The organism is Curtobacterium sp. 1544 (genome assembly GCF_040544915.1).
GTDB lineage: Bacteria > Actinomycetota > Actinomycetes > Actinomycetales > Microbacteriaceae > Curtobacterium > Curtobacterium pusillum_C.
In genome coordinates this window covers 1-26,958 of sequence record NZ_JBEPKX010000038.1, presented here as the reverse complement: position 1 = coordinate 26,958, position 26,958 = coordinate 1, and the positions used below count along the sequence as shown (strand labels likewise).

Genomic DNA, 26,958 nt, shown 5'->3' with positions numbered 1-26,958 from the left:
GCATGAGCACCGTCGCCATGCCCGACCTCGCCGTCGTCTCCTCGCCGTGGACGCTCGGCCCCCTGCACCTGTCGAACCGGGTGGTCATGGGGTCGATGCACACCGGGCTCGAGGTGCACGACGACGGCGGTGCCGGCATGGCGGCGTTCTACCGTGAGCGCGCCGCTGGTGGTGCCGCCTGCATCATCACCGGGGGCATCGCGGTGAACGACGAGGCTCGCGGTGGTCCCGACTTCGCGGTGTTCGGCGTCGGGGGAGCGGACGAGCGGTTCCGCACGGCGGTCGACGCCGTGCACGAGGAGGGCTCGACGATCCTCGCCCAGCTGTTCCACGCCGGTCGGTACGCGCTCGCGTCGGGCATGGTCGACCGGCACGGGGCGCCCCAGCGGGTCCTGGCACCGTCGGCCCTGCCGTGGGCGGCCGCGCGTGGCGTCGTGCCCGCGGAGATGACCGGCGCGGACATCGAGCGGACCATCGAGGACTTCGCCGCCGCCGCCCGGAGCGCCCGCGACATCGGGTTCGACGGCGTCGAGATCATGGCGTCCGAGGGCTACCTCATCAACCAGTTCCAGTCGCCGCTGACGAACCTGCGCGACGACGAGTGGGGCGGTGACGCGGAGCGCCGACGCCGGTTCACCGTGGAGGTCGTGCGGGCCGTACGCGCCGCGGTGCCGGACCTCGCCGTGACGATCCGACTGTCCGGCGCCGACCTGATGCCCGGGTCGTCGACCGACGCGGACGTCGACGCGCTCGTCCACGACCTGCTGCCGCTCGGTCTCGACGGAATCTCGGTCGGGATCGGCTGGCACGAGTCCCGGACGCCGACCGTGCAGGCCGCCGTGCCGCACGGTGCGTGGCTGTCCTACGCTTCGCGCATCGCCGGCGTCGTGCGCGACTCGGCACACCCGGACGTGAAGGTCATCGCCTCGAACCGGATGACCGACCTGCGGGACGGCGAGACGGTGCTTAACGACGGACTCCTCGACGCCGTCGCCCTCGCCCGCCCGTTCCTCGCCGACCCGGCGATCGTGAACCGGTCGCTCGCCGGCGCGTTCGACCTCGTCAACACCTGCATCGGCTGCAACCAGGCCTGCCTCGACCGGTCGATCATCGGCCAGCCGGTGTCGTGCCTGGTCAACCCGCGTGCCGCCCGCGAGGTCGCGTTCCCGGCACGGCCCACGGCGTCGCCGAAGCGGGTCGACGTCGTCGGCGGCGGGCCGGCCGGACTCGCGGCCGCTGTGGACGCCGCACGGCGCGGACACACCGTCACGCTGTGGGAAGCGTCCGAGCAGCTCGGCGGGCAGTTCGGCCTCGCCGCGCTCGTGCCCGGCAAGGAGGACTACGCCGCGACCGTCCGGTCCGCCCGAGCCGAGCTCGACCAGCGCGGTGCGACCATCCACCTCGGCCGTCCCGCGACCGCCGACGACCTGACCGGCAGCGACGCCGTGGTGCTCGCCGCCGGGGTCGTCCCACGTGCCGTCGACATCCCGGGGGCCGAACTGCCCCACGTCCGGTCGTACGAGCGGGCCCTGCGCGAGGGCGTCCCCGCCGGCACCGTCGCGATCATCGGCGGCGGGGGCATCGGTGTCGACACCGCTGCCTTCCTCGTCGAGTCGCCCGACGAGGCCCACCGTGCCACCGAGTTCGCCGCCCGCTGGGACCTCGACGTGTCCGAGGCCGTCGTCGGGGACGTGCCGCAGCGCCTCCCCGCGGCGACCCGCACGCTCCGGCCCGGCACCGACGTCACCGTGCTCCGCCGTTCCGGCAAGTTCGGGCAGGGCGTCGGGATCACCTCGCGGTGGGTCGCGATCGGGCGGCTGCGGGACGCCGGCGTGCACATGGTCGGGGGCGTGCAGGAGTACCTCCGCATCGAACCCGGCGTGCTCTGGATCCGCGACGAGCTCGGCGAGGAGCACGCGATCCCGGCGGACAACGTCGTGGTCTGCGCCGGGCAGGAACGCGCGATCGACACCGGGGGTGACGCGCCTGACGGACTCGTCACGCGCCTCCAGGACGCCGGTGTGACCTTCGCCGTCGTCGGCGGCGCGCGCGACGCACGGAGCGTGGACGCGGTCCGCGCGACGTCCGAAGCGCTCGAAGCCGTCCGGCGACTCGCCCCCTAGCGCGTCGACTCGCATCCCGGCCGGGAATCTGTAAGAATGAACGGTCGAATCGCGCCTGCTCGACCCTCTATCCAGCTGTGCGCGACTCATTCCGAGCTTCCACCGTGTGTGCCCCCACGCCCGCGGTTCCGGTTCAACCACAACAACACGCAACAGGAGTAATTGTGGCTGTCAAGATCCGTCTCAAGCGCCTCGGCAAGATCCGTGCGCCGTACTACCGCATCGTCGTCGCCGACTCGCGCACCAAGCGCGACGGTCGTGTGATCGAGGAGATCGGTCAGTACCACCCGACCGAGGAGCCCTCGGTCATCAAGATCGAGTCCGAGCGTGCGCTCTACTGGCTCGGCGTCGGCGCGCAGCCGACCGAGCAGGTCGCCGCGCTGCTGAAGCTCACCGGTGACTGGGCCAAGTTCAAGGGCGAGAAGGACACCGAGTCCAAGGTCAAGGTCGCCGAGCCGAAGCAGCCGTTCACGGTCGACGCTTCCAAGAAGGCCGTCCTCAAGCCGAAGTCGGAGAAGAAGGCCCCGGCCGCTGCTCCGGAGACGGCTGACGAGACCGCAGAGACGACCGAGGCGTAATTCCTTGCTCGAATCCGCGCTGACGCACCTCGTCAAGGGGATCGTCGATCACCCTGACGACGTGCGCGTCGCCAGTTCCACCTCCGCGCGGGGCGAGGTCCTCGAGGTGCGCGTGCACCCCGAGGACCTCGGCCGCGTGATCGGTCGCGCCGGACGGACCGCAAAGGCGCTGCGCACCCTCGTCACGGCTCTGGCCGATGGCAAGCGGGTGCGTGTCGACGTGGTCGACACCGATTCCTAGGGAGACGACCCAGCTCCGGGTGGGTCGAATCACGAAGGCGCACGGGCTCAAGGGCGGCATCAAGCTCGAGCTCTACACCGACGACCCGGACCGTCGGTTCACGCGCGGAGCGGTCTTCACGCTCCAGGTCCCCGACGACTCGCCGTGGGCCGGCAAGACCATCGCGCTCGACGAGCTGCGCTGGTACAACGGCCACCCGGTCGCCTTCTTCGAGGGCATCGGGGACCGCACGGCTGCTGAGACCCTCGCCCGTGCGATCCTCTGGGTCGAGCAGGACGCCGACGCCGAGACCGGCGAGGACGACGCCTGGTACGACCACCAGTTGGTCGGCCTGAAGGTCCTCCGCGACGGCGTCGAGGTCGGCACCGTCGCCCGCGTCGACCACCTGCCGGCGCAGGACCTGCTCGCGATCGACACGCCGGACCGTGGCGAGGTCCTCGTGCCGTTCGTCTCGGCGATCGTCCCCGCGGTCGACATCGCCGCGGGCACCGTCACCGTGACGCCGCCGACCGGCCTCTTCGAGGACCCGGAGGACACGTCGCGTCCCGAGACCGTGACGGACTAGCGCGCGTGCGCATCGACATCGTCACGATCTTCCCGGAGTTCTTCTCCGTGCTCGACGTGTCCCTGCTCGGCAAGGCCCGCACCGACGGGCTGCTCGACGTGCACGTGCACGACCTCCGCTCGTGGACGACCGACCGGCACCGGACCGTGGACGACACCCCGTACGGCGGGGGAGCGGGCATGGTCATGAAGCCCGAGCCGTGGGCACAGGCGCTCGAGTCGATCCTGCGGCCCGACGGGTCGTCGACGCTCGTCGTCCCGACCCCGGCCGGTACCCCGTTCAAGCAGTCGCTCGCACGGTCGCTGGCCGTCGAACCCCACCTGGTGTTCGCCTGCGGGCGCTACGAGGGCATCGACGCCCGCGTGTTCGAGTGGGCGGCGTCGCGCTGCTCGGTCGTCGAACTGTCGCTCGGGGACTACGTGCTGAACGGTGGCGAGGTCGCGGCGATGGCCGTGATCGAGGCCGTCGGACGCCTCGTGCCCGGCGTCGTCGGCAACCCGGAGTCCCTCGTCGAGGAGTCCCACGAGGACGGCCTGCTCGAGTACCCCTCGTACACGAAGCCCGCGTCCTGGCGGGACATCGACGTGCCGGAGGTCCTGCTCAGCGGGCACCACGGCCGCGTCGCCGCGTGGCGGCACGAGCAGCAGGTGGAGCGGACGCGGCGCGTCCGGCCGGACCTGCTGCCGCCGTCCGCGTAGAACGGGCGCCCGTTTCGCGAAAGCGACAGACGACCGCGGAACGCCCGCAGCCATCTGTCGCTTTCGCGGTCCTGTCATGACGCGACCAACAAGATCTGTCGCTTCCGCGGGCGAGGTGGCGACGTTCGGCGGACTGGAGGCGCGGGGCGGGCTGGCACCGTGCCTCCCGTCCGTCAGGCGGTCGCGTCGGCGCGCTGGGCGCGACGCAGGGTGAGGACCTCCGGACCGGCCTCCGTCACCGCGACGGTGTGCTCGACGTGCGCCGCACGCGAGCCGTCGACGCTCTTGAGCGTCCAGCCGTCCTCGTCCTGGTAGAGCTCGTCGGTGCCCTGCATGAGCCACGGCTCGATCGCGACGACGAGCCCCTTCTGGAGCTTGAGGCCGCGGCCGGGCCGGCCGTCGTTCGGGACGTGCGGATCGCCGTGCATCGTCCGGCCCACGCCGTGCCCACCGAACTGCAGGTTCACGTCGTAGCCGGCGTCCTTCGCGACGCGACCGATCGCGTACGACACGTCGCCGAGCTTGTTGCCGGTCCGGAACTGCGCGATGCCGGCGGAGAGTCCGCGCTCGACCGTCTCGATGAGGCGCTGGTCGTCCTCCCGCGGGGTGCCGACCTGGACCGTGACGGCGGAGTCCGCGACCCAGCCGTCGACGCTCGCGGCGAAGTCGAGGCTCACCAGGTCACCGTCGACGAGCGTCCGGTCGTGGGGCAGGCCGTGCAACGCGGCGTCGTTCACCGACGTGCAGAGGTTCCTGCCGAACGGCGACCTGCCGAACGACGGGTGGTAGTCGACGTAGCAGCTGACGGCGCCACGGTCGGCGATCATCCGCGCGGCCACCCGGTCGAGGTCGAGCAGGTTCACACCGACGTCGACCGTCTCGAGGAGTTCGTCGAGGACGTCGGCCACGAACCGCCCGGCCACGCGGAGGCCGTCCAGTTCAGCGGGGGTGCGGAGTTCGATCATGCGTCCATCCTCGCGTGTTTTCCGGTGTGCGTTTTGCGCGGCTGGTCTGCTGTGGCAAGATGGGTAGCCGTGCCCTGGCTGGACTCTGCCACGGGGGAGTCGCCGACACCGGGCACACCACACTTCTTACCGAATTCGATCCGCGGCGACCCGTGTGCGTCCGCAGAGAGTGACCCAATCATGAGCCAGCTCCTCGACCACGTCGACGCAGCATCGCTGCGCACCGACGTCCCGGACTTCCGTCCGGGCGACACCATCAAGGTGCACGTCAACATCATCGAAGGCACGCGCTCGCGTGTCCAGGTGTTCCAGGGCGTCGTCATCGGCCGCCAGGGCCACGGCCTCGGCGAGACCTTCAAGGTCCGCAAGGTGAGCTTCCAGGTCGGCGTCGAGCGCTGGTTCCCGGTGCACTCGCCGATCATCGACCACATCGAGATCGTCACCAAGGGTGACGTCCGTCGCGCGAAGCTCTACTACCTCCGCGAACTCCGTGGCAAGGCGGCCCGCCGCAAGATCAAGGAGAAGCGCGACTCCTGATCGCCTTCACAGTGAGCGTCCGCGAGCCGGACGCCGCTGCTCGCCCCTCGCCGATGTACGGTTGTGCATCGACGGGGGGCTTTCCTTTGTGCTGGCTCCCTCCCGGTCGTGGCGTGCGGACCCGGGTGTGCGAACGAGAGTGGAAATGACGGACACGACTGACGAAACCGGGCGCCGGCCCCGTGTCGAGAAGAAGCGGAACGGCGTCCTCACGTTCATCCGGGACCTCGTCATCATCTTCATCGCGGCGCTGCTCGTCTCGTTCCTCGTCAAGACGTTCCTGATCCGCTCGTTCTACATCCCGTCGGCGTCGATGGAGAACACGCTGCAGATCAACGACCGGGTGATCGTCAACGAGCTCGTCCCGGGGATGGTGGCACTCAAGCGTGGAGACGTCGTCGTGTTCAAGGACCCGGGCGGCTGGCTCACCGGGTCGGAAGTGCCGAAAGTCACCCCGGACACGCAGCCCGCGAAGTCGATCGACTGGCTCCTCACCCAGGTCGGGCTCGGCACCGGGGACAGCGACGACCACCTCATCAAGCGTGTGATCGGTCTGCCCGGCGACAAGGTGTCGTGCTGCAACGACCTCGGACAGATGTCCGTCAACGGTGTGCCCATCAAGGAGCCCTACCTGAAGCTGCCGACGGGGGAGACCCGCGCATCCGGGACCGACTTCTCGGTGACCGTGCCGAAGGGCACGATCTGGGTGATGGGTGACAACCGGTACGACTCGAAGGACTCCCGCTACAACGGCGACACCCCGTCGAAGGGCTTCGTCCCGATGTCCGACGTCACCGGCCGGGCGTTCGTGATCTCCTGGCCGACCAGCCGGTGGACCTGGCTCGACGACTACCCCGACGTGTTCGCCGGCGTGGAGGAGCGGGACGAGTGACCGCGATCCGTCCGTCGCTCCGGGTCGAGAAGAAGCTCCTCGGTGCGGGACGCGTGACCGTGATCGGCATGGACGAGGTCGGTCGCGGTGCGATCGCCGGCCCCGTGGCCGTCGGGGTCGCTGCCGTCACGATCGACATCGGTCGGGTCCCCGAGGGACTCGCGGACTCGAAGCTGCTCAGCGCCGCACGTCGTGAGGCACTCGACCCGGTCGTCCGACGGTGGAGCCGGACCGCCGTCGGGATGGCGTCCGCCGACGTCGTCGACCAGCAGGGCATCGTCCCGGCCCTCGGTCAGGCCGGGGCCGCCGCCATCAGCACGCTCGTCGACGACGGTCTGTCGCTCGACGGTGCGGTCGTCGTGCTCGACGGGTCGTTCGACTGGCTCACCCGGGCCGTGCCGGCGTCCCTGCGGCTGCCGTCCGACCCGCTCGAGGTCGTCGTGCGGGTCAAGGCCGACCGGGACTGTGCGTCGGTGGCTGCTGCGTCGGTGGTGGCGAAGGTCGCTCGGGACGCCCTGATGACGGCGGCGCACGACGAGGCGCCGCACTACGCGTGGGCGTCGAACAAGGGCTACGGGTCGACCGCGCACTACGACGCCATCCGGTCGGTGGGTGCCCACGCGCTGCACCGGAAGAGCTGGCTGCACCAGGCGTCGAGCGTGTCGCTGGACGGGTTCGAGGAACTGGACGCGCTGGCGGGCTGACGCGGGTGGTCCCTCGTGGGCCGTCGCGCGTCGGGCCGTGTGTCCGGTCGGGTGTTGTGCCGTGGGTGCTCCGGTCGCCGTAGACTGGGGGAGCGATGGATGACGACGAATTCGACGACTACGACCGCGAGGTCGAACTTGCCCTGTACCGCGAGTACCGCGACGTCGTGTCGCAGTTCCGGTACGTGGTCGAGACCGAGCGGCGTTTCTACCTGGCGAACGAGGTCGAACTCGCCCGCCGGGACACCGAGCACGACTTCTACTTCGAATTGACGATGAGCGACGTCTGGGTGTGGGACGTCTACCGTTCCGACCGGTTCGTGAAATCCGTCCGGGTGCTCACGTTCAAGGACGTGAACGTCGAGGAACTCACGTCGCGTGAACTCGAGCTCCCGAAGGAACTCGCACTCGACGAGTGATCTTCAACTTGTAATGCAATTGCTGAGAAACACCGCGACAATTCGACTCCGGTGATTTCTTCGCGCTAATGTGATGGGGAATTCACGTCCCCGATTGCAGGAGCGCGCCATGGCACAGAAGGTCACAGTCCAGCTCGTCGACGACCTCGACGACTCGCCCATCACCCCGGGTTCGGGTCGTACCCTCGAATTCGCATTCGACGGATCGTCGTACGAGATCGACCTGACGGACGACAACGTCGACAAGTTCCGCGAAGCGATCTCCGACTACGTCGCCGCTGCGCGCAAGGTCTCCGGTCGTCGAACCGGCGGTTCCGCTCCGAAGGCGGCACCGAAGCGGGGCAACTCCGAAGAACTCGCGAAGATCCGCGAGTGGGCGAAGGAGAACGGGTACGAGGTCTCGACCCGCGGCCGTATCTCCACCCAGGTGCAGGAAGCGTACGCAGCCGCGCACTGATCGCGATAGCACAGAACCCGGACGGCCTCGGTCGTCCGGGTTCTTGCTTTGTCCTCCACAGTCGCGCGTTGGCCATAGTTCTCCACTGATCGTCCGTGGAGCCGCTCGAGCGACGGCGTACTCCGCGATGGTCGACGCGGAGGCAACGACATGGAGCAAACACCGCTGCGGAACAGCAGTCTCGGACGATTCGGTGAAGACCGGGCCGCGGAATGGTTGGAAGACCACGGATTCCGTCTGGTCGAACGCAATTGGCGCTGCGCGCGGGGCGAGGTCGACATCATCGCGTGGCAGTCGTGCACGCTCGTGTTCATCGAGGTCAAGACACGCGCCGGCAACTCGACCGGGCACCCGTTCGAGGCGATCACGGCATCGAAGGTCAGCCGGTTGCGGCGACTGGTGCCCGCGTGGTTCGAGGACCACCCGGACGTGTCCGCCCGGGCGATCCGGATCGACGCACTCGCGGTGCACGTCGACGGCGACCGGGTCGGGATCGAACACGTCGCCGGTGTGCTGTGACGACCGGGATCGGACGGGCTTCGGCCGTCGCGCTCATCGGGGTGGCCGGCCGTCGGATCGAGGTCGAGGCGCACCTGACCAGCCAGCTGCCCGCGTTCAGCATCATCGGCCTGCCGGACACGTCCCTGGGCGAGGCGCGTGAGCGTGTCCGAGCGGCTGCGGCCAACGCGGGGTGCCCCTTGCCGGCCCGGCGGATCACCGTCAACCTGACGCCGGCCGCGATCCCGAAGCGCGGGTCCGGGTTCGACCTCGCGATCGCGATGGCCGTGCTGGCCGGGGCGGGGATGGCTCCCGCGGTGTCCGAGCGGGTCGTGTACATCGGCGAGCTGGGGCTGGACGGGCGGGTGCGCCCGGTCGTCGGGGTCATCCCGATGCTCCTCGCCGCCCGCGACTCCGGAGTGGCTCGGGTCGTCCTCCCGGTCGGCAACCTCGCCGAGGCACAGGTCGTCGGCGGCGTGGAGGTCCACGGGGTGGACTCGCTCCGCGCCGCGGCGATCGACGCCGGTGCGCTCCTGCCCGCCGTCGACGTCGAGCCGGTCCTGCCGATCGCGGCACCGGCGGATCCCCGTCCCACCGCGGAACTGGCGGACGTGATCGGGAACCCGATCGGTGTGCGTGCGGTCATCGCCGCTGCAGTCGGCGGACACCACGCCCTGCTGCTCGGGCCACCCGGCGCCGGCAAGACGATGCTCGCGGAGCGACTGCCCGGCCTGCTGCCCGACCTCGACGGTGCGGCAGCGCTCGAGGTCGCCTCGGTCCGTTCCGTCGCGGGGCACGGCTCGGCGTCCTGGACCGAGCGACCGCCGTGGGAGGCTCCGCACCACTCGGCGTCGGCGGTCGCGCTCATCGGAGGGGGGTCGGGCATCCTCCGACCCGGGGCGGTCTCCCGCGCCACCCGCGGCGTGCTCTTCCTGGACGAGGCGCCCGAGTTCCCCCGAGCGGTGCTCGACGCGCTCCGGCAGCCGCTCGAGTCCGGTCGGATCACCGTGCACCGGGCTGCCGGGGCTGCAGAGTTCCCCGCGCGGTGCCAGGTGCTGCTGGCCGCGAACCCGTGCCCGTGCGGCAACGCGGGCGACAGCCGCCAGCCCTGCGAGTGCAGCCCCGCGACGGTCCGGCGGTACCTCGGGCGGATCTCCGGGCCGCTGCTCGACCGGCTCGACATCCGCGTCCGCGTGCCCCGGGTGACGACGGGCAGCATCCGGGCCGGCGACGGTGCGACACCGACGACCGCCGAGACCCGCCGCGTCGTCGCGGACGCCCGCAGCCGGATGACCGAGCGGCTCCGCGGGACCGACTGGTCGCGGAACGCCGAGGTCGCCGGGACGTGGCTCCGGGCCGAGGGACGGGCCGAGCCGGGCGCGACCGCACCGCTCGACAAGGCGCTCGACCTCGGCACCCTGACGATGCGCGGCTGGGACCGGACGATGCGGTTGGCGTGGACCCTCGCGGACCTGCAGGGCGTGGAACGGCCGGCGAGTCGCCACGTGCTCGACGCCCTCGCGCTCCGGAGTGCCCTGTGACCACCGGCGGCGACCTGCTCGGCGCGGTGTGGTCCGCGCTCGGAGTCGGCGCGGACGAGGTCGACCTCGTCGAGACCGCCTCGCGGATCGCGTGGTCGACGATAGCGGAACCGGGAGACGCCGTGGCCGGGGAGCTCGTCACCGTTCTCGGGCCGGAACGTGCGCTCGGAGCGGTGCTCGAGGCGGCTGACGCCGGCGACGTCGGCGACCTGCTCGGTCGCTGTGTCGAGTCGGGGGTCGCGGGCTCCGAGGACGCCGTCGCGTTCGGAGCCGTGCTCATCGCAGCGGTCGAGCGGTGGACGCCACGGCTCGGCCGCACGGACGTCGGGGACGTGCTCACGGCCGCACGGACGGTGGGGGCCACCCTCGTCGTCCCGGGCACGTCGGCATGGCCGTCCGCCGTCGACGACCTCGGCCCACACGCACCCCTCGTCCTCTGGACCCGGTCGGCCGCGGCGGCCCCGCGACCGGGTCTCGCCGTCGTCGGATCGCGCGCGAACACGGTCGCCGGAGCGGAGGCCGCGGCCGAGATCGCCTCGACGGCTGCGGACGCCGGGTGCTCGATCGTCAGTGGCGGCGCGTACGGCATCGACGCCGTCGCACACCGGGTGGCCATCGCTGCCGGAGCGCCGACCACCGCGGTCCTCGCGGGTGGCATCGACCAGCTCTACCCGGCCGGCAACGTCGAACTGCTCCGGAACGTCGCCCGGCAGGGCACGCTGCTCGCCGAGTCCCCGCCGGGCACCCGACCGACGCGGTGGCGGTTCCTGGCCCGGAACCGTCTCATCGCCGCCCTCGCCGACGTCACGGTCGTCGTCGAGGCCGGTGCGCGGTCCGGCGCGCTGAACACCGCGCACCACGCCGCCCAGCTCGGGCGGTCGGTGTTCGCGGTGCCGGGGGCGTTCTCGTCCTCGGCGTCGGTCGGGTGCCACCGGCTCGTGGCCCAGGGGAGGGCGCAGCTCGTCGTCCACCCGAGGGACCCCGTCGACGCGGCGCTGGCGTCGAGCGGACCGCTCACGGCCGACCACCCGGACGAGCCGCTCGCTGGCGCCCGTCAGGACCCCGAGGTGCTCCGCGTGCTCGATGCCCTGGGGCGACGGGCGATGCCGGAGCACGAGGTCGCCGGGCGGTCCGGGATGTCCCTCGCCGCGGTCGCCGACGCGCTGGCGCTCGCACAGCTGCAGGGGCTCGTCGTGCACGGGTCCGGCGGGTGGGCGCGGGCCTGACGGTGGCCGGACCTACCCTGGTGCCGTGGCGGACCGGACGGACGACGAACTCGCGGGGATCGTGGACGTGTTCCTCGACCACTCCCGGCATGCCCGCGGGCTCAGCGAGCAGACCGTCCGTGCGTACGCGAACGACCTCGGGCAGCTCGTGGCCTTCGCCTCCGGGCGTGGAGTCGACCGCGTCGGTGGACTCGGGCTCGAGCTGCTCCGCGACTGGCTGTGGGACGCCGACCACCGTGGGCTTGCGAGGTCGACGATCGCCCGACGGTCGTCGTCCGTGCGGGCCTTCACCCGGTGGGCGAGCGAGTCCGGCGTGCTCGCGGTCGACCCGGGTGCGCGGCTCCGTGCGCCGAAGGGGGCTGCACACCTTCCTCGGGTGGTGTCGTCCGACCAGGTGCGCGTCATCCTCGACGGGCTGGCGGCACGTGCGGCGACCGACGACCCCGCGGCGTTGCGGGACGTGGCGGTCGTGGAGCTCCTCTACGCCGCGGCCATCCGGGTGAGCGAACTGGTCGGCATCGACGTGCTCGATCTCGACCGCGAGCGTCTGACCGTCCGTGTCCTCGGCAAGGGTGGCCGTGAGCGGGTCGTGCCGTTCGGTGTGCCGGCCCGCGACGCCGTGGAGACCTGGCTCGAACGTGGTCGACCGGTCCTCGCCGCGCGGTCCGACGTCGTGGACCCCGGTGCGCTGTTCCTCGGCGACCGGGGTGCGCGGCTCGGGGTGCGCGGTGTCTACCGGATCGTCGCGCGCGTGCTGCAGGACCTGCCCGGCGAGGGGCCGAGCGGGCCGCACACCTTCCGGCACACCGCCGCGACGCACCTGCTCGACGGGGGAGCAGACCTCCGTGCGGTACAGGAACTGCTCGGGCACGCGAGCCTCGGCACGACGCAGATCTACACACACGTGTCGTCCGCACGCCTCCGTGAGGTCTACCGGACGGCGCACCCCCGGGCGTGACCGTCGCCGCCCCGGTACTGCCGCGCCCGTCACCCGGGCCAGGCGTCCTCGGGCATGAGCACCGGCCACTCGGCGTCGGGCAGGAACGGTGTCGGGTCGACGTAGCGGTCGTCGAGCCGAGCGCCGAGGTGCAGGCACGGGTCCGATGCCGGGCAGTGTCCGACCGCGACGTGCCCAACGGCGTCGCCCTGCGCGACGGTGTCCCCGGCGGTGACGGCCGGCGTCACGGAGTCGAGCGTGCTGCGGAGTCCACCGCCGTGGTCGATCGTCACCACGCTCCGACCGGCGACCGGGCCGGCGAAGGTCACGGTGCCGTCGTCGACCGCGACCGCCGCGTCACTGATCGCCGCGGGGACGTCGAGCCCGCGGTGCCCCGCTGCGTAGTCGTCGGGCGGCGCTTCCCACGGTCGGCTCACCACCCGGGTCCCGGTCGGCCAGACCCACGGTGCACGCGACTCCGCAGCGGCGACCCCGGCCCCGCGGACGGCCTCGCGCCCGTGTGTCGGAGTCGCTATACCGCCCGTCAGCTCGGCGCCGAGGGGCACCGCGCCGACCGACACCGCGCCGACCGCGACCGCAACCGCGACCGCGACCGCGACCGCACAGACGAGCATGCGGAGGTTCGTGCGCGGGTGACGAGGCCGTGAGCCGAAGTACATGGCCCCACCGTCCCGTCTTCCGACGTGTGCCGGGGCGGAGGTGCGTCGATCTGTGGGCGGTGGGTCGCGCCTCCAGGCCTGTGGAGGGCCGGTGACGTGGAGGCGGAGCGACAATGTCGATGTCGCACGACGTCGGTGTTGTCGTACCGAGTCGGTCCCGCCCCCGCCGCGCCACCCGCCCCGCCCCGCCCCGCACCCACCCCGATTGCGCCCCCGCGCCCATCGGGGAGTACAGTCGGGGCCGCTCCGGAACACGCAACGCCGCTCGGACGGCGAACCAGCCGACCGCCGGGGCACCGTGCAGCATCCCGCACGGCGGCAGAACCCAGGAGCATCGTGTCCAACACGACCACCGGGCACGGCACCGACCGTGCGTTCAAGGGGAAGGTCACCGCGTTCGCCATCGCAGCAGCGGTGGGCGGCTTCCTCTTCGGCTTCGACTCGTCCGTCATCAACGGGGCGGTCGTCGCCATCCGCGACGAGTTCAGCCTGTCCGAGTCCGCGAGCGGCTTCGCGGTCGCGTCCGCGCTGATCGGCTGCGCGTTCGGCGCGTACTTCGCCGGTCGCCTCGCGGACCGCTGGGGTCGCACGCGGATCATGTTCTGGGCCGCGGTCCTCTTCCTGGTCTCGTCGATCGGGAGCGCGTTCGCCTTCGCCACCTGGGACTTCGTGATCTGGCGTCTCGTCGGTGGTCTCGGCATCGGGACCGCGTCGGTCATCGCGCCGGCGTACATCTCCGAGGTGTCGCCGAAGGCCATCCGCGGTCGTCTGGCATCGTTCCAGCAGCTGGCGATCACGCTCGGTATCTTCGCCGCGCTCCTGTCCGACCAGGTGTTCGCGGTCACGGCCGGCGGCGCCTCCGAGGTCGTCCTCGGCCTGCCGGCATGGCGCTGGATGTTCCTCGTCGGCGTGATCCCGTCGATCGTCTACGGCATCCTCGCGATCACGCTGCCCGAGTCGCCGCGGTACCTGCTCGCCAAGGGCCGGACGGACGATGCCCGTGAGGTCATGACGAAGATCGTGCCCCGCGACACGGTGAACACGAGCCTCGAGGAGATCCAGGACGGCATCAAGAAGGAGGCCAGCGAGAAGAAGGGCTCGATCCGGGGCAACCGCTTCGGTCTGCAGCCCATCGTCTGGGTCGGCATCATCCTCGCCGTGCTGCAGCAGTTCGTCGGCATCAACGTGATCTTCTACTACTCGACGACGCTCTGGCAGGCCGTCGGGTTCAAGGAGGACCAGTCCTTCCTGATCTCCACCATCACCTCGGTGGTGAACGTCGCGGTCACCTTCATCGCGATCTTCACGGTCGACAAGCTCGGCCGGAAGCCGCTGCTGATCGCCGGTTCGTCGGGCATGTTCGTGTCGCTGCTCATGGTCGCGATCGCGTTCTCGCAGGCGACGATCGTGAACGGCGAGCCGAACCTCCCCGGCGCGTGGGGCATCATCGCGCTGATCTTCGCGAACCTGTTCGTCGTGTCGTTCGGCGCGACGTGGGGTCCGCTCATGTGGGTCCTCCTCGGCGAGATGTTCCCGAACCGCATCCGTGCGACCGCGCTCGGCGTCGGCTCCGCCGCGAACTGGATCGCGAACTTCCTCGTCACGATCACGTTCCCGGTCCTGTCCGGCTTCAACCTGACCGTGACGTACGGCATCTACGCCCTGTTCGCCCTGCTCTCGCTGTTCTTCGTCCTCGCGAAGATCCCCGAGACGAAGGGGCGTTCGCTCGAGGAGATGGGCATCAGCGCCGAGGGCGACACCGTGAGTGCCAAGGCCTGACGTCCCCACGATCCACGGACTGGAGGCCCGGATCACGCAAGCCGATCGGCGTGCGTGATCCGGGCCTCCAGTCTGTTAGCATCTATCCAGCAGCGCGCTGTGCGCGCTGACTTCGCGCGTCCACAGTGCTCACGATCACGCAGTGATCCAGAGCACGTCACGCGGCCACCGGTCCCGCTCTCGTGAGTGGGCGGCCGCGCGGACAGGGCGCCAGGGGTCACGGCCACCGGGCCGCGACCGACACAACCGCAACAGGTGCGCAGTCATGCTGCGCGCCGAGAACACACAAGGAGGACGGCATGGCCGTCGTCACCATCCGCCAGCTGCTCGACAGCGGCGTCCACTTCGGGCACCAGACGCGTCGGTGGAACCCGAAGGTGAAGCGCTTCATCCTCGCCGAGCGCTCGGGCATCCACATCATCGACCTGCAGCAGTCGCTGGCCTTCATCGACCGCGCGTACGACTTCGTCAAGGAGACGGTCGCGCACGGTGGCACGATCCTCTTCGTGGGCACCAAGAAGCAGGCGCAGGGCTCCATCGCCGAGCAGGCGACCCGCGTCGGCCAGCCGTACGTCAACCAGCGTTGGCTCGGCGGTCTGCTCACGAACTTCCAGACGGTCTCCAAGCGTCTCGCGCGCATGAAGGAGCTCGAGGAGATCGACTTCGACGACACGACGAAGGGCTTCACCAAGAAGGAGCTCCTCATCAAGAAGCGCGAGCTGGACAAGCTCCACAAGACCCTCGGTGGTATCCGCAACCTCACGCGGACCCCGAGCGCGCTCTGGATCGTCGACACCAAGAAGGAGCACCTCGCGGTCGACGAGGCGCAGAAGCTCGGTATCCCGATCATCGGCATCCTCGACACCAACTGCGACCCCGACGAGATCACGTACCCGATCCCGGGCAACGACGACGCGATCCGCTCCGTCGGTCTCCTCACCCGCATCGTGGCCGACGCCGCGGCCGAGGGCCTGAAGACCCGCCACAACGGTGGCGACGACGAGGCTGCCGCCGAGCCCCTCGCCGAGTGGGAGCAGGAGCTCCTCGGTGGCGAGGCCGCCGCCACGACCGAGGCGCCCGCCGCTCCGGTTGAGGAGAACGACGCGGACGCGCAGGTCGCCGCCAAGGAGATGGGTGAGCCGATCGCCGACGAGGCGAAGAACGCAGAGCCCACGGCCGAGGCCGAGGCCGCCGCGGAGACCACCCCCGCCGAGTGACCACCGGGGGCGTCGGGCCGATCGGCTCGGCGCCCCTTTCTCTCTCTTTCGAACACACAGTCCAGAAAGGACTCCAGTCAATGGCCAACTACAGCCTTGCTGACGTGAAGAAGCTCCGTGAGGACCTCGGGGCCGGCATGATGGACGCCAAGAACGCCCTTGTCGAGGCCGACGGCGACTACGACAAGGCCGTCGAGCTCCTCCGCATCAAGGGTGCCAAGGCCGTCGCCAAGCGCGACGACCGTGCCACCTCCGAGGGCGTCGTCGTCGCCGTCGCCGAGAACGGCGCCGCCACGGTCGTCGAGCTCGCGAGCGAGACCGACTTCGTCGCGAAGAACGAGAAGTTCACCACCCTCGCGGACAAGGTCGTCGCCGCGGTCGCCGCTGCCGGTGCCGCCGACGTCGCTGCCGGCAACGCCGCGCCGCTCGACGGCAAGACCGTCGCCGAGGTCATCGACGAGAACGCCGCTGCGCTCGGCGAGAAGCTCGAACTCCGCACGGTCACCCGTGTCGAGGGCGACGCGTTCGAGATCTACCTGCACAAGACCAGCCAGGACCTCCCGCCGCAGATCGCCGTCGTCATCGCGTACGCCGGTGACAACGCTGCCGAGGCCCGCTCCATCGCGCAGCACGTCGCGTTCGCGAACCCGACGTACCTCACGCGCGACGAGATCCCGGCCGAGGCCATCGAGAAGGAGCGCGCGACCGTCGAGGCGATCACGCGCGAGGAGGGCAAGCCCGAGGCTGCCCTGCCGAAGATCGTCGAGGGCCGCCTCAACGCCTACCGCAAGCAGGTCGCGCTCCTCGAGCAGGACTACGCGAAGGACAACAAGTTGTCCGTCGCGAAGGCCGCCGAGAACGCCGGCATCACCATCCAGGGCTTCGCCCGCGTCAAGGTCGGCGCGTAGCGAACCCGTGACGGGGTCAGGAACCGATCGGTTCCTGGCCCCGTTTTCGCGCGCACCGCGCGTGTACATTTCCCCAAGACGACGAAGGGTGCACACAGATGACCGATGAGAAGACCGGACGACGCCGCGTACTGCTGAAGCTGTCGGGGGAGGCGTTCGGTGCCGGGACCCTCGGGGTGAACCCGGACGTGATCGGCGCGATCGCCAAGGAGATCGCCACCGCAGCACAGGACGTCGAGATCGCGATCGTGGTCGGTGGCGGGAACTTCTTCCGCGGCGCCGAGCTCTCGCAGCGCGGCATGGACCGTGGCCGGGCTGACTACATGGGGATGCTCGGCACCGTCATGAACGCCCTCGCCCTGCAGGACTTCCTCGAGCAGGCCGGTGCCGCGACCCGCGTGCAGTCCGCCATCTCGATGACGCAGGTCGCCGAGCCGTACATCCCGCGGCGCGCCGAGCGGCACCTCGAGAAGGGCCGGGTCGTCATCTTCGGTGCCGGCGCCGGGCTGCCCTACTTCTCGACCGACACGGTCGCGGCACAGCGTGCGCTCGAGATCAAGGCGGACGAGGTCCTCGTCGCCAAGAACGGCGTCGACGGCGTGTACACGGCCGACCCGAAGAAGGACGCCAGCGCCGAGAAGCTGCACCACGTGACCTACCAGGACGCGCTCCTGAAGGGCCTCAAGGTCGTCGACGCGACCGCGTTCTCGCTCTGCATGGACAACGGCATGCCGATGCACGTCTTCGGCATGGAGGGCGACGGGAACGTCGCAGCCGCCATCCGGGGCGAACGCATCGGCACGGTGGTCAGCAACTGACCTCCGCCGCTGACTAGACTCGACGCCAGTACCGAAGGAGAACCACCGTGATCAGTGATGTCCTGACCGAAGCCACCGAGAAGATGGCGAAGGCCGTGGAGGTCGCCAAGGACGACTTCTCGACCGTCCGAACCGGCCGGATCAACGCCGCGCTCTTCCAGAAGATCCCGGTCGAGTACTACGGCACGCCGACGCCGCTCGCGCAGCTCGCGTCGCTGCAGACGCCCGAGGCCCGCACGCTCATCGTGACGCCGTACGACAAGTCGGCGCTCAAGGAGATCGAGCGCGCCATCGCGACGTTCCCGAACCTCGGCGCGAGCCCGTCGAACGACGGCGAGATCGTCCGCGTGACGATCCCCGAGCTCACGCAGGACCGCCGCAAGGAGTTCGTGAAGCTCGTGCGCGGCAAGGGCGAGGACCACAAGGTCGTCATCCGCAACATCCGCCGACGCGCCAAGGACGACCTCGACGCGCTGAAGGGTGAGATATCCGACGACGAGATCTCGCGCGGCGACAAGGACCTCGAGGCCCTGACGAAGAAGCACGTCGATCAGATCGACGACGCGCTGAAGAAGAAGGAAGCCGAACTCCTCGAGGTCTGATGCCCCGTCCAGACCAGGGCGGCGATGACCGCCCCACAGATCAGAAGCGTTCCGCCAAGGGGCTGCGCCAGGACTTCGACGCGCGGGCACGAGCTGCCCGGACGGACTTCGAGGCGCAGCTCCGGCAGCGGAAGGCCGACTTCGGCGCCCGCAACGAGGCACTGACCGCGCGCACCGGCCGGAACCTGCCGGCAGCGATCGGCATCGCCCTCGCGTTCGCGGTGGTCATGCTGGGCTCCTTGCTCATCTGGACGCCGTCGTTCATGGTCGTCGCGGCGTTCCTGCTCGGCGTCGGCGTGTACGAGCTGGCGAGCGCGATGCGTTTCGCTGGTCGGGACGTCCCGCGGATCCCGAGCGTGCTCGTGGCCGTCGGTGTCGTGCCTGCCGCGTACCTCGGCGGGCAGATCCCGGCGCTGTTCACGCTCCTCGGTGGCATCGTCTTCATCAGTCTCTGGCGTCTGGTCGAGGTGGCCCTCGCCCGGACGAAGCCGCCGGCGGCCAACGTCGTCCGTGACCTCACCAACGGACTGTTCGTCCAGGCGTACATCACGCTGCTGGGCGCCTGCGTCGTGCTGCTCTCCGCCCAGCCGGACGGCAAGCTCTGGGTGATCGCGTTCATCCTCGTGGTGGTGGCCGTCGACACCGGCGCGTACGCGACGGGGTTGAACCTCGGCAAGCACCCGATGGCACCGCGGATCAGCCCGAAGAAGACGTGGGAGGGCTTCGCCGGGTCCGTCGCGGCGAGCATCCTCGTCGGGATCATCGTCAGCTGGCTGATGCTCGGACTGCCGTGGTGGACGGGAATCATCCTCGGTGTCCTCATCTCCGGTTCCGCCACCCTGGGGGACCTCACCGAGTCGATGATCAAGCGCGACCTCGGCATCAAGGACATCTCGTCGTTCCTCCCCGGGCACGGCGGGCTCCTCGATCGGATCGACAGCATCCTGCCGTCGGCCGCCGTCGCGTACGTCCTGTACCTCGTCGTCAACCACTGACCGCGCGTCCAGGTCACACCAGGGTCCGGTCCTGGCAGAATGTCGCCGTGGCCACCACCTTCCCGAACGCAGACCGCTCCGCCCTCGGATACGACGTCGACGAGGTCGAGCGTTTCCTCGAGGACGCTCGTCGTGCCTACACGGCGAACGACAGTGCTCCCGCGATCGAGGCAGCGAAGATCCGTGCCACGGCGTTCTCGATGCGCAAGGGCGGCTACTCGACCGCGCACGTCGACGCCGCGCTGGAGCGCCTCGAGGACGCCTTCGCTGCCCGTGAGCGCGAGCGTGAGATCGCCGACATCGGACAGAAGGCCTGGTACGCGGAGGCCCGCGCGAAGGCATCCGACGTGGTCGAGCGACTCGAACGTCCGGACGGCCAGCGGTTCAGTCGGGTCAGTGTCCTCGGTACCGGCTACCACCCGAAGGACGTCGACGCCTTCGCCAGGCGGCTCGGGGGCTACTTCCGCGAGGGCAAGCCCCTCAGCCTCACCGAGGTGCGTTCGATCGTGTTCCGGCCGAAGCACGGGGGCTACCGCGAAGGCCAGGTCGACGCGCTGCTCGACGCCGTCGTCGAGGTCATGCTCGCCGTCCGCTGACGACGCGCTCGCACGGGTGCTTCGTTTTCCGTGATCGTTCCGTTATCCTGGTTGGACTCATGGGCAGGCACACGGCAGACCTCAGCTCCGACCGCGATACCCGCGAGCACCTCGGCCTCTCGGCCGCCGGTGAGCGCCGCGCGGCACTGAACCGAACCCGCACAGCGGAGAACTCGGTCCTCACGGCGAACCCGACGGCGGTGACGGCATCGGTGCCGATCGCTCCCGGCAGCGCTCCGAAGTCGGTCGCAGCGAACCGCGTGTCCGACACTGAAGCCGCACAGGCATCCGTGGCGCGGGCGGTCCCTTCGACGCCCGCCGACCCCCGCATCGTCAAGCAACGCCGCGCCCGAGTGATCGCAGCGCCGGCGAAGCCCAGCAGCGTCCGCGGTGTGAACTCGTTCATGCGGAAGCGTGCGACGATCCCCGCACTGTCGTTCTTCGCGGTCTCCGGCATCGTCGTCGGCTCGCTCTTCAACCCGCTGCAGCCCGACGTCGCGCAGGCCGCGGTCTCCGCACCCGTGCTGGTGAAGGCACCGGTCGCGCCGCAGGAGTACACGACGCACGGCACCTACGCCGCGTTCGACGTCTCGCGTGACGAGTACGGCGTGACCGTCCCGAAGCCCAAGGTCACCGAGGCGCCCAAGACCGACACGACCGACGACGCCACGGACGCCGACGCCACGAAGAGCGTCAGCGCCTCGAACACGCTCGCAGCCGTCGCGGCCACGCCCGACCCGGGCAGCGCCCAGGCGATCGCGCTCCAGATGGTCACCGCCCGCGGCTGGGGCACCGACCAGTACAACTGCCTGGTGTCGCTCTGGAACAAGGAATCGGGCTGGCGCGTGAACGCGTACAACCCGAGCGGGGCGTACGGCATCCCGCAGGCGCTCCCCGGCAGCAAGATGGGGACCGTCGGCGCCGACTGGCAGACCAACCCGGCCACGCAGATCACGTGGGGCCTGAACTACATCTCCGGCGTGTACGGCACCCCGTGTGGCGCGTGGGGACACAGCCAGTCCTTCAACTGGTACTGATCGGCAGTTCCGGTGCCGCGCAGCAACCGGCCGCGGCGACCCCGCGGTCGTGACCTCGAGCACGAGGACGAACCGTCCGGCCTCGACCGGTTGATGAGCTCCTGGAAGCGCACTGAGGTCCGCCGGGGCCGTGAGTACCTCGTGCAACCCGTGTCGGCGACGTCGGCGCAGAAGGAGTACGTCTGCCCCGGCTGTGGCGGCACCGTGCTCCCCGGTACCGCCCACGTCGTCGTGTGGCGGGCCGACGGCGTCCTCGGCGACGAAGCCGACCTGGCGTCCCGTCGCCACTGGCACAACCACTGCTGGAGCATCGCGTGACCCACGACACCGCCGCCGAGATCCGCTCGAACACGGAACTGCCTGCCCGACGCACCGACGTCGAGCTCGTCACGGACGACCACCTCACCTTGGTCGGCGAGCTGGCCGAACCCCTCGACCGTCCCGCGCGCGGCACGATCGTGACGCTGCACCCGCTCCCGACGGCGCACGGGTTCATGGACTCGCACGTCCTGAAGAAGGCCGCGGCTCGCCTGCCGGCCCTGGCGGACATCGCCGTGCTGCGCTTCAACTTCCGGTCGGTGACGTCGCCCCGGGGGACCTCCGAGGGCGTCTTCGGTGACGGTGTCTCCGAGGGGTTCGACCTCCGGGCCGCGGTGACGGACGTCGTCGACCGCGGCCTCCCGGCACCGTGGCTCGTCGGGTGGTCCTTCGGTACCGAGGTGATCCTCAAGCACGCGCTGGAACACGTCGAGGCAGGCCGCGTCGCCGGGGTCGTCCTGCTGTCGCCGCCGTTGCACCGCACGTCCGACGACGAGCTCGCGCGCTGGGCCGACGTCGAGGTGCCCGTGGTGGCGCTCGTCCCCGAGCACGACGACTTCCTGCGGCCGGACGAGGCGGCACGGCGGTTCGTCCTCGCGCCGAACGTCCGGGTCGTCCCGGTCGAGGGTGCGAAGCACCTGTGGGTGGGGGAGCGGTACGTGCGCATCGTGCTCGACGCGATCGCCGACCTCGTCGTGCCGGGCAGCGCGCCGCTCCCGACGCACGTGCCCGCCTAGCGGTCGGTCGTGTCCTGGCGGTCGTCGTCGACCGCGCCGTCGGTGTTGATCGCCGGCGCGTTCCCGAGCAGGCCGGTCGCGTGGGTGAGCACGCCCCGGAGGTTCTCGAGGTAACCGGCGACCGCGTCACGCTCGGTGCGGATGGCGGCGAGACGGTCCTCCGACTCGGCGATGATGCCGGCGGTGCGTTCCTCGGCGTCGGCGACCATCTTGTGCACGCGGTCCTGCGCGTCCGCGACGATCGTCCGGGCGTGCTCTTGCGCGTCCGAGGTGCTCGACCGTTCGAGGTCGTCGGCTTCCTGCTGGAGACGTTCGGCGCGCTCCCGGGCCTCGGAGGCCCGGCGGGTCGCCTCGGCCAGCTGCAGGTTCGCCTCGTCGAGGTACTTCTGCGTCTCGGTGACGGTGTCGTGGTGCTTCTGCAGGTAGTCCTGCTCCGCGTCGTCGCGACGGGCGGCGAGCTCCGACTCGAGCGTGGTGCGGGCCTCGTCGCGCTCCCGGGCGATCTCGGCGCGGACCTCGTCGCGCTCCTTCGTCAGGTCGGCACGCGCGGTGTCGATCTCCTGGCGGAGGGCGGTGCGCTCGGCCTCGAGGGTGTCGAGCTCCGCGCTACGTCGATCGGCGATCTCGGTGTCGACCTCGGCGTGCTCGCGCTCCCGGCGGGCGGCGAGCTCGTTCTCGTGCTCGCGGGCAGCGCGCTCGGCGACCGCGGTGGCCTCGGCGCGCTCGCGGTCGATGCGCGCTGCGTGCTCGTCGAGCTCGCGGGCGATGCGGTCGGCGGTCTCCTGCACCAGGCGGGCGTTCTCGGTCCGGGTCTGCTCCTCGTCCACCCGGAGCTGGGCACGGGCTGCCTCGGTCTCCTGCTGCAGGGCCGTGCGGGCACCGGCGAGCTCACGCTCCCACTCGGCACGTGCGGCGGCGAGCTCCTCGTCGAGGACACGGCGGCGGTCGGCGAGCTCGGTGTCGATCTCGGAACGGCGGCGTTCGACCTCGGAGGCGAGGTCGGCGCGCCCGGTCTCGAGTTCGAGCGCGTGCGCCTGCTGCTGTTCGTCCCGCTCGCGGTGCCAGGCCGCGCGGCCCTCGGTCACCTCACGCTCGAGTGCGTCGCGTCGCGTCGTCTCCTCGTGGTCGAGGTCCTCGACGCGGCGGGCGTGGTCGGCCTCGAAGACGCTCCGACGGTGCTCGGTCTCGCGGTCCAGGTCGGCAGCGGCCTGTCGGGCGCCGGCGGACTCGCGCTGGGCGATCTCGCGCAGCTCGGCGACCTCGTGCTCGACCTGGGCGCGGAGGGCGTTGGTCTCGCGGATCGCGATGGAGCGGACCTCGGCGGCCTCGGTCACGGCGGCACCGCGGATCGCAGCGGCCTCGTTGCGGGCGTCCTGCGTGAGGAGCCCGGCCTCGGCGCGGGCGCGCTCGACGGTGTCGGCGGACTCGGCGCGGGCACGGGTCAGCTCGTTCGTGGAACGGGTCCGTGCGTCCTCGAGGGTGTCGCGCGCCTCTTCCTGCGCCTCGCGCAGGGTGCGGTCGGCCTCGGCGCGGCTCGACGCCCGGAGTCGCTGGGCGTCGATGTCCGCCTGGCTGATCAGCCGGGTGGACTGTTCCTCGGCGACGCGGAGCGTGGACTCGAGTCGGGTGCCGAGACCGCTGTACGTGGGGGTGCCCGCCTCGTCGAGCTCGCCCTGGAGCTCCGAGACCCGCGACTGCAGGAGTCGGATCTCCTTCGCGGCGTCCGCCCGGTCGTTGTTCGACTTGATGAGCTCGCGGCGTAGGTCGTTCAGCGAACGGTCCACGTCTTCGCGGCGGTACCCGCGCAGCTCGGTCCCGAACTCTGCCTCGTCGTTCGCCACGTGTTCGCTCCTGGGTGCTCGGCGGAGGGCACAGGGAAGGCCCGGCCACGATTGTAGTGGCGCGTCGAGACCGTCGGCTGTGACCGCGGACAGCGGCGGGGGATGCGCCGTCCAGGCTCGCTCGCTATCCTGGAGCGCTGATTCGCGCGCCGTCACCCCCACCCCGGCGCGGTAGGGAGAAGATCCGTGCGATTCGTCCTGGCGATCGTCAGTTTCGTCATCGGTCTGGTGCTCGTCGCGCTCGCGGTCGGCCAGCGGACCGTGTTCGAGCCACCGTCGTCGCTCGTCGCGTCGTCGTCCTCGAAGAGCTCCGCGCCGGTGACGGTGATCCCGGGCTCGACCCTCAACGCGAACCCCGGCTACCAGCGCATCAACGTCGCTGGTTCCGGCAAGGTGTTCGCGGCCTACGGCAAGACCTCCGACGTCGACGCCTGGGTGGGCGACGCGAAGCACACGACCATGCGGTTCGACGCCGACCAGGCGAAGCTCGTCGGCCGGACGACCGGCAGCGAGACCACGGTCCCGGACCCCGCCGGCAGCGATCTCTGGTACCAGGAGTACGACGGCGCCGGGCAGTTCACCGTCCGACTGCCGAAGGACGTCTCCGTGATCATCGTCGGCGACGGCACAGCTGCGGCCCCGAGCGACGTCTCGGTCACCTGGCCGCGGGACACCGCCACCCCGAGCGTCGGGCCGTTGCTCGTCGCGGGTGGTGTCTTCCTCGTCGGTGGCCTCGTGCTGCTCGTCTGGGCGTTCGTCCACCAGCGCCGAGGCCGCGGCCCGCGTCGCCGCAGCGGCGGTTCGCGTCCGCCGCGTGTGCGTGCGTCCCGTCGGGCCGCCGCCGCCGGCGCGCAGGTCCCCGCCCGTGGTCGGCGTGGTCGGCGTGCGTTCGTGGCGATCCCGGTCGTGCTGGTCGGTGCCCTCGGCCTCGCCGGCTGCTCGGCCGACTACTGGCCACAGGGCGGTTCCGCAGCGAGCCCGACCCCCACGGCGACGGCGACCGGTGCGGCTGCCCAGACCGAGCCGACCGCCGCGACCAAGCAGCAGATCAGCCGCATCGTCGAACGGGTGGCAGCGGTCGCGAAGCAGGCCGACGCGACCCGTGACGGCCGGCTCGCGGGGGAGCGGTTCACCGGCGCCGCGCTCGACCTCCGCAAGGCCAACTACACGATCCGGGCGAAGGACGCCGACGTCGACGCCCCGCCGGCGATCTCCGCCGACCAGGTCTGCGTGGCGCTGCCCCAGCAGACCGACTCGTGGCCGCGGACCGTGTTCGCGGTCGTCGCCGAGGACTGCGACGCCAAGTCCGCACCCCAGGCCCTCACGCTCGTGCAGGACTCCGCGCGTGACGACTACAAGGTCGCGTACGACGTCTCGCTCGAGGCCGCGGCGAAGATCCCGAGCCTCGCGCCCACCTCGATCGGTGCCGCCCTCCTCGCGCCGAACACGAAGCTCCTGTCCGTCGCGCCGGACCAGATCGGCACGGCGTACGGCGACATCCTGTCGAAGGACAAGGACAGCTCGTACGCGTCGCTGTTCCAGGCTGACGGCGACGGCCTCCGGTCGACGATCGGCAAGGCCTACAAGGACAAGAAGTCCGCGTCCCTGCCCGACACGGCCAAGATCGAGTACTCGTCCGAGGTGCCGGAGGACAGCGCCGTGGCGATCGCCACGGACGGCGCGGGAGCGCTGGTCTCGGCCGAGCTCAACGAGGTCGAGAAGGTCACGCCGACGGCCGCGGGCGCCGAGGTGAACACCGAGGGTGCGGTGAAGGCGCTCTCCGGTGTCGACTCCAGCACGAAGGGCATCAGCGCCACCTACGGCGTCCAGCTGCTCTTCTACGTGCCCCCGGTGGGCACCGATGACAAAGTGGTCCTGCTCGGGTTCACGCAGGGCCTGACAGCAGCGAGTGAGGTGCAATGACCAACGTCCCCCCGACCCCGTCCGGTCTCCGCGGAGCCGTCGACCTGTCGTCCCTCGTCGACCGTGCGCAGCGGCCGCCCCAGCCCCCGGCATCCGCCGGCGGACCGGCGGGTGCTCCCGCCGGCGGCCCCGGCAGTGAGACCGGCGCCGACCTGACCGTCCCGTCGCTCGTCCTCGACGTCACGGACCAGTCCTTCCAGGACGTCCTGCAGCTCTCCACGATCGTCCCGGTGATCGTGGACATCTGGGCGGAGTGGTGCGGGCCGTGCAAGCAGCTCTCGCCGATCCTCGAGCAGCTCACCGCCGAGTACGACGGCCGCGTGCTGCTCGCCAAGGTGGACGCGGACACCAACCCCCAGCTCGTGCAGGCCTTCCAGGCGCAGTCGATCCCGACCGTGGCCGCGCTCATCGGCGGACGCCCGCTCGGGCTGTTCGTCGGCGCACTGCCCGAGGCGCAGGTCCGCGACGTGTACGAGCAGGTGCTCGCCGCCGCGGCCGAGAACGGCGTCTCCGGCCGTGTCACGGTCGACGGAGCGGCCCCGACCGACGCCGTAGAGCAGGGCGAACCCGAGCCGGAGCCCTTGCCGCCGCACCACCAGGCCGCGTACGACGCGATCGAGCAGGGCGACTACGCGACCGCGATCCAGGAGTACAAGACCGCCATCGCGCAGGACCCGCACGACCAGATGGCCGTCGCGGGGCTGGCGCAGGTGTCGCTCCTCGACCGACTGAACGGTCACACTGCGGACGAGATCCGTGCCGCGGCCGCCGCCGACCCGTCGAACGTCGCGGCGCAGCTGGCCGTCGCCGACCTGGACATCTCCGGCGGCCACGTCGACGACGCCTTCGGGCGTCTGCTGGACCTCGTCCCGACGGTGTTCGGCGACGCGCGCGAACCGCTGCGGGTCCGCCTGGTCGAGTACTTCGAGCTCATCGGCACCGAGGACCCGCGCGTGGTCGCAGCCCGGCGTCGCCTGGCCAGCGCGCTGTACTGAACGGACGCACGGAACAGACTGGAGGCGGGGGGGGGGGGGGGCCCCCCCCCCCCCCCCCCGCCCCCGGGGGGGGGGGGCCCCCCCCCCCCCCCCCCACCGACCCGCGCGGGGGGCCCGGCGGACGCCCCAAC

General features: G+C 70.9%; 29 protein-coding genes. 26 read left to right on the top strand and 3 right to left on the bottom strand.

Going from position 1 to position 26,958, the window contains the following annotated elements; genetic code table 11:
• The first annotated feature begins 2 nt into the window (after positions 1–2).
• From ABIC61_RS17140 to trmD, 5 genes are all read left to right on the top strand, one after another.
• Positions 3–2,123 carry an oxidoreductase gene (locus ABIC61_RS17140; RefSeq protein WP_354030884.1) on the top strand — a complete coding sequence of 707 codons (2,121 nt, stop codon included), beginning with the start codon at positions 3–5 and terminating at the stop codon, positions 2,121–2,123.
• 164 nt (positions 2,124–2,287) lie between these two features.
• On the top strand, positions 2,288–2,701 hold the full coding sequence (rpsP, locus tag ABIC61_RS17135; protein ID WP_079236334.1) for a 30S ribosomal protein S16: 414 nt from the start codon (positions 2,288–2,290) through the stop codon (positions 2,699–2,701).
• A gap of 4 nt (positions 2,702–2,705) precedes the next feature.
• On the top strand, positions 2,706–2,942 hold the full coding sequence (locus ABIC61_RS17130) for an RNA-binding protein (RefSeq protein ID WP_022905822.1): 237 nt from the start codon (positions 2,706–2,708) through the stop codon (positions 2,940–2,942).
• The gene (rimM, locus tag ABIC61_RS17125; RefSeq protein ID WP_144749339.1) at positions 2,899–3,507 is read left to right on the top strand and encodes a ribosome maturation factor RimM; all 609 of its coding nucleotides are present in this window, start codon (positions 2,899–2,901) and stop codon (positions 3,505–3,507) included. The genes ABIC61_RS17130 and rimM overlap by 44 nt, the downstream gene beginning before the upstream one ends.
• A 5-nt stretch (positions 3,508–3,512) precedes the next feature.
• Complete coding sequence (gene trmD / locus ABIC61_RS17120; protein ID WP_144749341.1) at positions 3,513–4,205, top strand: tRNA (guanosine(37)-N1)-methyltransferase TrmD; 693 nt, start codon at positions 3,513–3,515, stop codon at positions 4,203–4,205.
• Between the two features lie 173 nt (positions 4,206–4,378).
• On the opposite strand, the gene map is transcribed toward trmD, so the two are convergent.
• A complete protein-coding gene (gene map / locus ABIC61_RS17115) occupies positions 4,379–5,170 on the bottom strand; it encodes a type I methionyl aminopeptidase (RefSeq protein ID WP_354030883.1) in 792 nt (263 codons plus the stop codon).
• A gap of 180 nt (positions 5,171–5,350) precedes the next feature.
• Here map and rplS point away from each other — a divergent pair, with 180 nt between their 5' ends.
• The 9 genes from rplS (at position 5,351) to ABIC61_RS17070 (ending at position 12,402) form a co-directional block, all read left to right on the top strand.
• Positions 5,351–5,707, top strand: a complete 357-nt coding sequence (rplS, locus tag ABIC61_RS17110) for a 50S ribosomal protein L19 (protein WP_022905818.1) — start codon at positions 5,351–5,353, stop codon at positions 5,705–5,707.
• Between the two features lie 145 nt (positions 5,708–5,852).
• Entirely contained in the window at positions 5,853–6,599 is a 747-nt protein-coding gene (gene lepB / locus ABIC61_RS17105) for a signal peptidase I (RefSeq protein WP_354030882.1), read from the top strand.
• Positions 6,596–7,303 carry a ribonuclease HII gene (rnhB, locus tag ABIC61_RS17100; protein WP_354030881.1) on the top strand — a complete coding sequence of 236 codons (708 nt, stop codon included), beginning with the start codon at positions 6,596–6,598 and terminating at the stop codon, positions 7,301–7,303. The genes lepB and rnhB overlap by 4 nt, the downstream gene beginning before the upstream one ends.
• Before the next feature lie 95 nt (positions 7,304–7,398).
• Complete coding sequence (locus tag ABIC61_RS17095) at positions 7,399–7,722, top strand: DUF2469 family protein (protein ID WP_079236329.1); 324 nt, start codon at positions 7,399–7,401, stop codon at positions 7,720–7,722.
• A 109-nt stretch (positions 7,723–7,831) separates the two neighbouring features.
• Complete coding sequence (locus ABIC61_RS17090; protein WP_144749349.1) at positions 7,832–8,179, top strand: histone-like nucleoid-structuring protein Lsr2; 348 nt, start codon at positions 7,832–7,834, stop codon at positions 8,177–8,179.
• Positions 8,180–8,329: 150 nt separating this feature from the next.
• Entirely contained in the window at positions 8,330–8,698 is a 369-nt protein-coding gene (locus ABIC61_RS17085) for a YraN family protein (protein ID WP_144749351.1), read from the top strand.
• Positions 8,695–10,218 carry a YifB family Mg chelatase-like AAA ATPase gene (locus tag ABIC61_RS17080; protein WP_354030880.1) on the top strand — a complete coding sequence of 508 codons (1,524 nt, stop codon included), beginning with the start codon at positions 8,695–8,697 and terminating at the stop codon, positions 10,216–10,218. The genes ABIC61_RS17085 and ABIC61_RS17080 overlap by 4 nt, the downstream gene beginning before the upstream one ends.
• The gene (gene dprA / locus ABIC61_RS17075; protein WP_354030879.1) at positions 10,215–11,444 is read left to right on the top strand and encodes a DNA-processing protein DprA; all 1,230 of its coding nucleotides are present in this window, start codon (positions 10,215–10,217) and stop codon (positions 11,442–11,444) included. The genes ABIC61_RS17080 and dprA overlap by 4 nt, the downstream gene beginning before the upstream one ends.
• A 25-nt stretch (positions 11,445–11,469) precedes the next feature.
• Positions 11,470–12,402 (top strand): tyrosine recombinase XerC, encoded by a 933-nt coding sequence (locus ABIC61_RS17070; protein WP_354030878.1) that lies wholly within the window; start codon positions 11,470–11,472, stop codon positions 12,400–12,402.
• Between the two features lie 29 nt (positions 12,403–12,431).
• Here ABIC61_RS17070 and ABIC61_RS17065 read toward each other — a convergent pair whose 3' ends face one another.
• A complete protein-coding gene (locus ABIC61_RS17065) occupies positions 12,432–13,016 on the bottom strand; it encodes a murein hydrolase activator EnvC family protein (protein ID WP_354030877.1) in 585 nt (194 codons plus the stop codon).
• A 381-nt stretch (positions 13,017–13,397) separates the two neighbouring features.
• Between ABIC61_RS17065 and ABIC61_RS17060 the strand changes: the two genes are divergently transcribed.
• The 10 genes from ABIC61_RS17060 to ABIC61_RS17015 all read left to right on the top strand — a co-directional run bounded on the left by ABIC61_RS17060 (position 13,398) and on the right by ABIC61_RS17015 (position 22,068).
• Positions 13,398–14,840 carry a sugar porter family MFS transporter gene (locus ABIC61_RS17060; RefSeq protein WP_260852434.1) on the top strand — a complete coding sequence of 481 codons (1,443 nt, stop codon included), beginning with the start codon at positions 13,398–13,400 and terminating at the stop codon, positions 14,838–14,840.
• Positions 14,841–15,139: 299 nt separating this feature from the next.
• Complete coding sequence (rpsB, locus tag ABIC61_RS17055) at positions 15,140–16,057, top strand: 30S ribosomal protein S2 (protein WP_354030876.1); 918 nt, start codon at positions 15,140–15,142, stop codon at positions 16,055–16,057.
• An 80-nt stretch (positions 16,058–16,137) separates the two neighbouring features.
• Positions 16,138–16,965: a translation elongation factor Ts gene (gene tsf / locus ABIC61_RS17050; RefSeq protein WP_144749361.1), complete on the top strand. Its 828-nt coding sequence runs from the start codon at positions 16,138–16,140 to the stop codon at positions 16,963–16,965.
• 98 nt (positions 16,966–17,063) lie between these two features.
• A complete protein-coding gene (pyrH, locus tag ABIC61_RS17045; protein WP_144749363.1) occupies positions 17,064–17,783 on the top strand; it encodes a UMP kinase in 720 nt (239 codons plus the stop codon).
• 47 nt (positions 17,784–17,830) lie between these two features.
• Positions 17,831–18,385 carry a ribosome recycling factor gene (gene frr / locus ABIC61_RS17040; protein ID WP_354030875.1) on the top strand — a complete coding sequence of 185 codons (555 nt, stop codon included), beginning with the start codon at positions 17,831–17,833 and terminating at the stop codon, positions 18,383–18,385.
• Positions 18,385–19,380 carry a phosphatidate cytidylyltransferase gene (locus ABIC61_RS17035; protein WP_354030874.1) on the top strand — a complete coding sequence of 332 codons (996 nt, stop codon included), beginning with the start codon at positions 18,385–18,387 and terminating at the stop codon, positions 19,378–19,380. Before frr ends, ABIC61_RS17035 begins: the two co-directional genes overlap by 1 nt.
• 47 nt (positions 19,381–19,427) lie before the next feature.
• Positions 19,428–19,976 carry a DivIVA domain-containing protein gene (locus ABIC61_RS17030; protein WP_354030873.1) on the top strand — a complete coding sequence of 183 codons (549 nt, stop codon included), beginning with the start codon at positions 19,428–19,430 and terminating at the stop codon, positions 19,974–19,976.
• A gap of 404 nt (positions 19,977–20,380) precedes the next feature.
• Positions 20,381–21,013 carry an aggregation-promoting factor C-terminal-like domain-containing protein gene (locus ABIC61_RS18645; protein WP_502908820.1) on the top strand — a complete coding sequence of 211 codons (633 nt, stop codon included), beginning with the start codon at positions 20,381–20,383 and terminating at the stop codon, positions 21,011–21,013.
• Between the two features lie 12 nt (positions 21,014–21,025).
• Positions 21,026–21,331 (top strand): Rv1322 family protein, encoded by a 306-nt coding sequence (locus ABIC61_RS17020; protein WP_144749369.1) that lies wholly within the window; start codon positions 21,026–21,028, stop codon positions 21,329–21,331.
• Complete coding sequence (locus ABIC61_RS17015) at positions 21,328–22,068, top strand: alpha/beta hydrolase (protein ID WP_354030871.1); 741 nt, start codon at positions 21,328–21,330, stop codon at positions 22,066–22,068. Before ABIC61_RS17020 ends, ABIC61_RS17015 begins: the two co-directional genes overlap by 4 nt.
• Here the strand turns inward: ABIC61_RS17015 and ABIC61_RS17010 are convergent.
• The gene (locus ABIC61_RS17010) at positions 22,065–23,909 is read right to left on the bottom strand and encodes a coiled-coil domain-containing protein (protein WP_354030870.1); all 1,845 of its coding nucleotides are present in this window, start codon (positions 23,907–23,909) and stop codon (positions 22,065–22,067) included. The genes ABIC61_RS17015 and ABIC61_RS17010 overlap by 4 nt on opposite strands.
• A gap of 186 nt (positions 23,910–24,095) precedes the next feature.
• Here ABIC61_RS17010 and ABIC61_RS17005 point away from each other — a divergent pair, with 186 nt between their 5' ends.
• Positions 24,096–25,832, top strand: coding sequence for a DUF8094 domain-containing protein (locus tag ABIC61_RS17005; protein ID WP_354030869.1), 1,737 nt, complete (start codon positions 24,096–24,098; stop codon positions 25,830–25,832).
• Positions 25,829–26,827: a tetratricopeptide repeat protein gene (locus ABIC61_RS17000; RefSeq protein WP_354030868.1), complete on the top strand. Its 999-nt coding sequence runs from the start codon at positions 25,829–25,831 to the stop codon at positions 26,825–26,827. Before ABIC61_RS17005 ends, ABIC61_RS17000 begins: the two co-directional genes overlap by 4 nt.
• Positions 26,828–26,958 lie beyond the last annotated feature (131 nt).

What these genes read in the sequence shown, in the direction of transcription:
- ABIC61_RS17065 (WP_354030877.1), bottom strand. Translation starts at nt 13,016, where the DNA reads ATGCTCGTCTGTGCGGTCGCGGTCGCGGTCGCGGTTGCGGTCGCGGTC.
- ABIC61_RS17085 (WP_144749351.1), top strand. Translation starts at nt 8,330, where the DNA reads ATGGAGCAAACACCGCTGCGGAACAGCAGTCTCGGACGATTCGGTGAA.
- ABIC61_RS17095 (WP_079236329.1), top strand. Translation starts at nt 7,399, where the DNA reads ATGGATGACGACGAATTCGACGACTACGACCGCGAGGTCGAACTTGCC.
- ABIC61_RS17035 (WP_354030874.1), top strand. Translation starts at nt 18,385, where the DNA reads ATGCCCCGTCCAGACCAGGGCGGCGATGACCGCCCCACAGATCAGAAG.
- ABIC61_RS17140 (WP_354030884.1), top strand. Translation starts at nt 3, where the DNA reads ATGAGCACCGTCGCCATGCCCGACCTCGCCGTCGTCTCCTCGCCGTGG.
- rimM (WP_144749339.1), top strand. Translation starts at nt 2,899, where the DNA reads ATGGCAAGCGGGTGCGTGTCGACGTGGTCGACACCGATTCCTAGGGAG.
- ABIC61_RS17000 (WP_354030868.1), top strand. Translation starts at nt 25,829, where the DNA reads ATGACCAACGTCCCCCCGACCCCGTCCGGTCTCCGCGGAGCCGTCGAC.
- tsf (WP_144749361.1), top strand. Translation starts at nt 16,138, where the DNA reads ATGGCCAACTACAGCCTTGCTGACGTGAAGAAGCTCCGTGAGGACCTC.
- rpsB (WP_354030876.1), top strand. Translation starts at nt 15,140, where the DNA reads ATGGCCGTCGTCACCATCCGCCAGCTGCTCGACAGCGGCGTCCACTTC.
- map (WP_354030883.1), bottom strand. Translation starts at nt 5,170, where the DNA reads ATGATCGAACTCCGCACCCCCGCTGAACTGGACGGCCTCCGCGTGGCC.
- pyrH (WP_144749363.1), top strand. Translation starts at nt 17,064, where the DNA reads ATGACCGATGAGAAGACCGGACGACGCCGCGTACTGCTGAAGCTGTCG.
- ABIC61_RS18645 (WP_502908820.1), top strand. Translation starts at nt 20,381, where the DNA reads ATGCGGAAGCGTGCGACGATCCCCGCACTGTCGTTCTTCGCGGTCTCC.
- ABIC61_RS17090 (WP_144749349.1), top strand. Translation starts at nt 7,832, where the DNA reads ATGGCACAGAAGGTCACAGTCCAGCTCGTCGACGACCTCGACGACTCG.
- rplS (WP_022905818.1), top strand. Translation starts at nt 5,351, where the DNA reads ATGAGCCAGCTCCTCGACCACGTCGACGCAGCATCGCTGCGCACCGAC.
- lepB (WP_354030882.1), top strand. Translation starts at nt 5,853, where the DNA reads ATGACGGACACGACTGACGAAACCGGGCGCCGGCCCCGTGTCGAGAAG.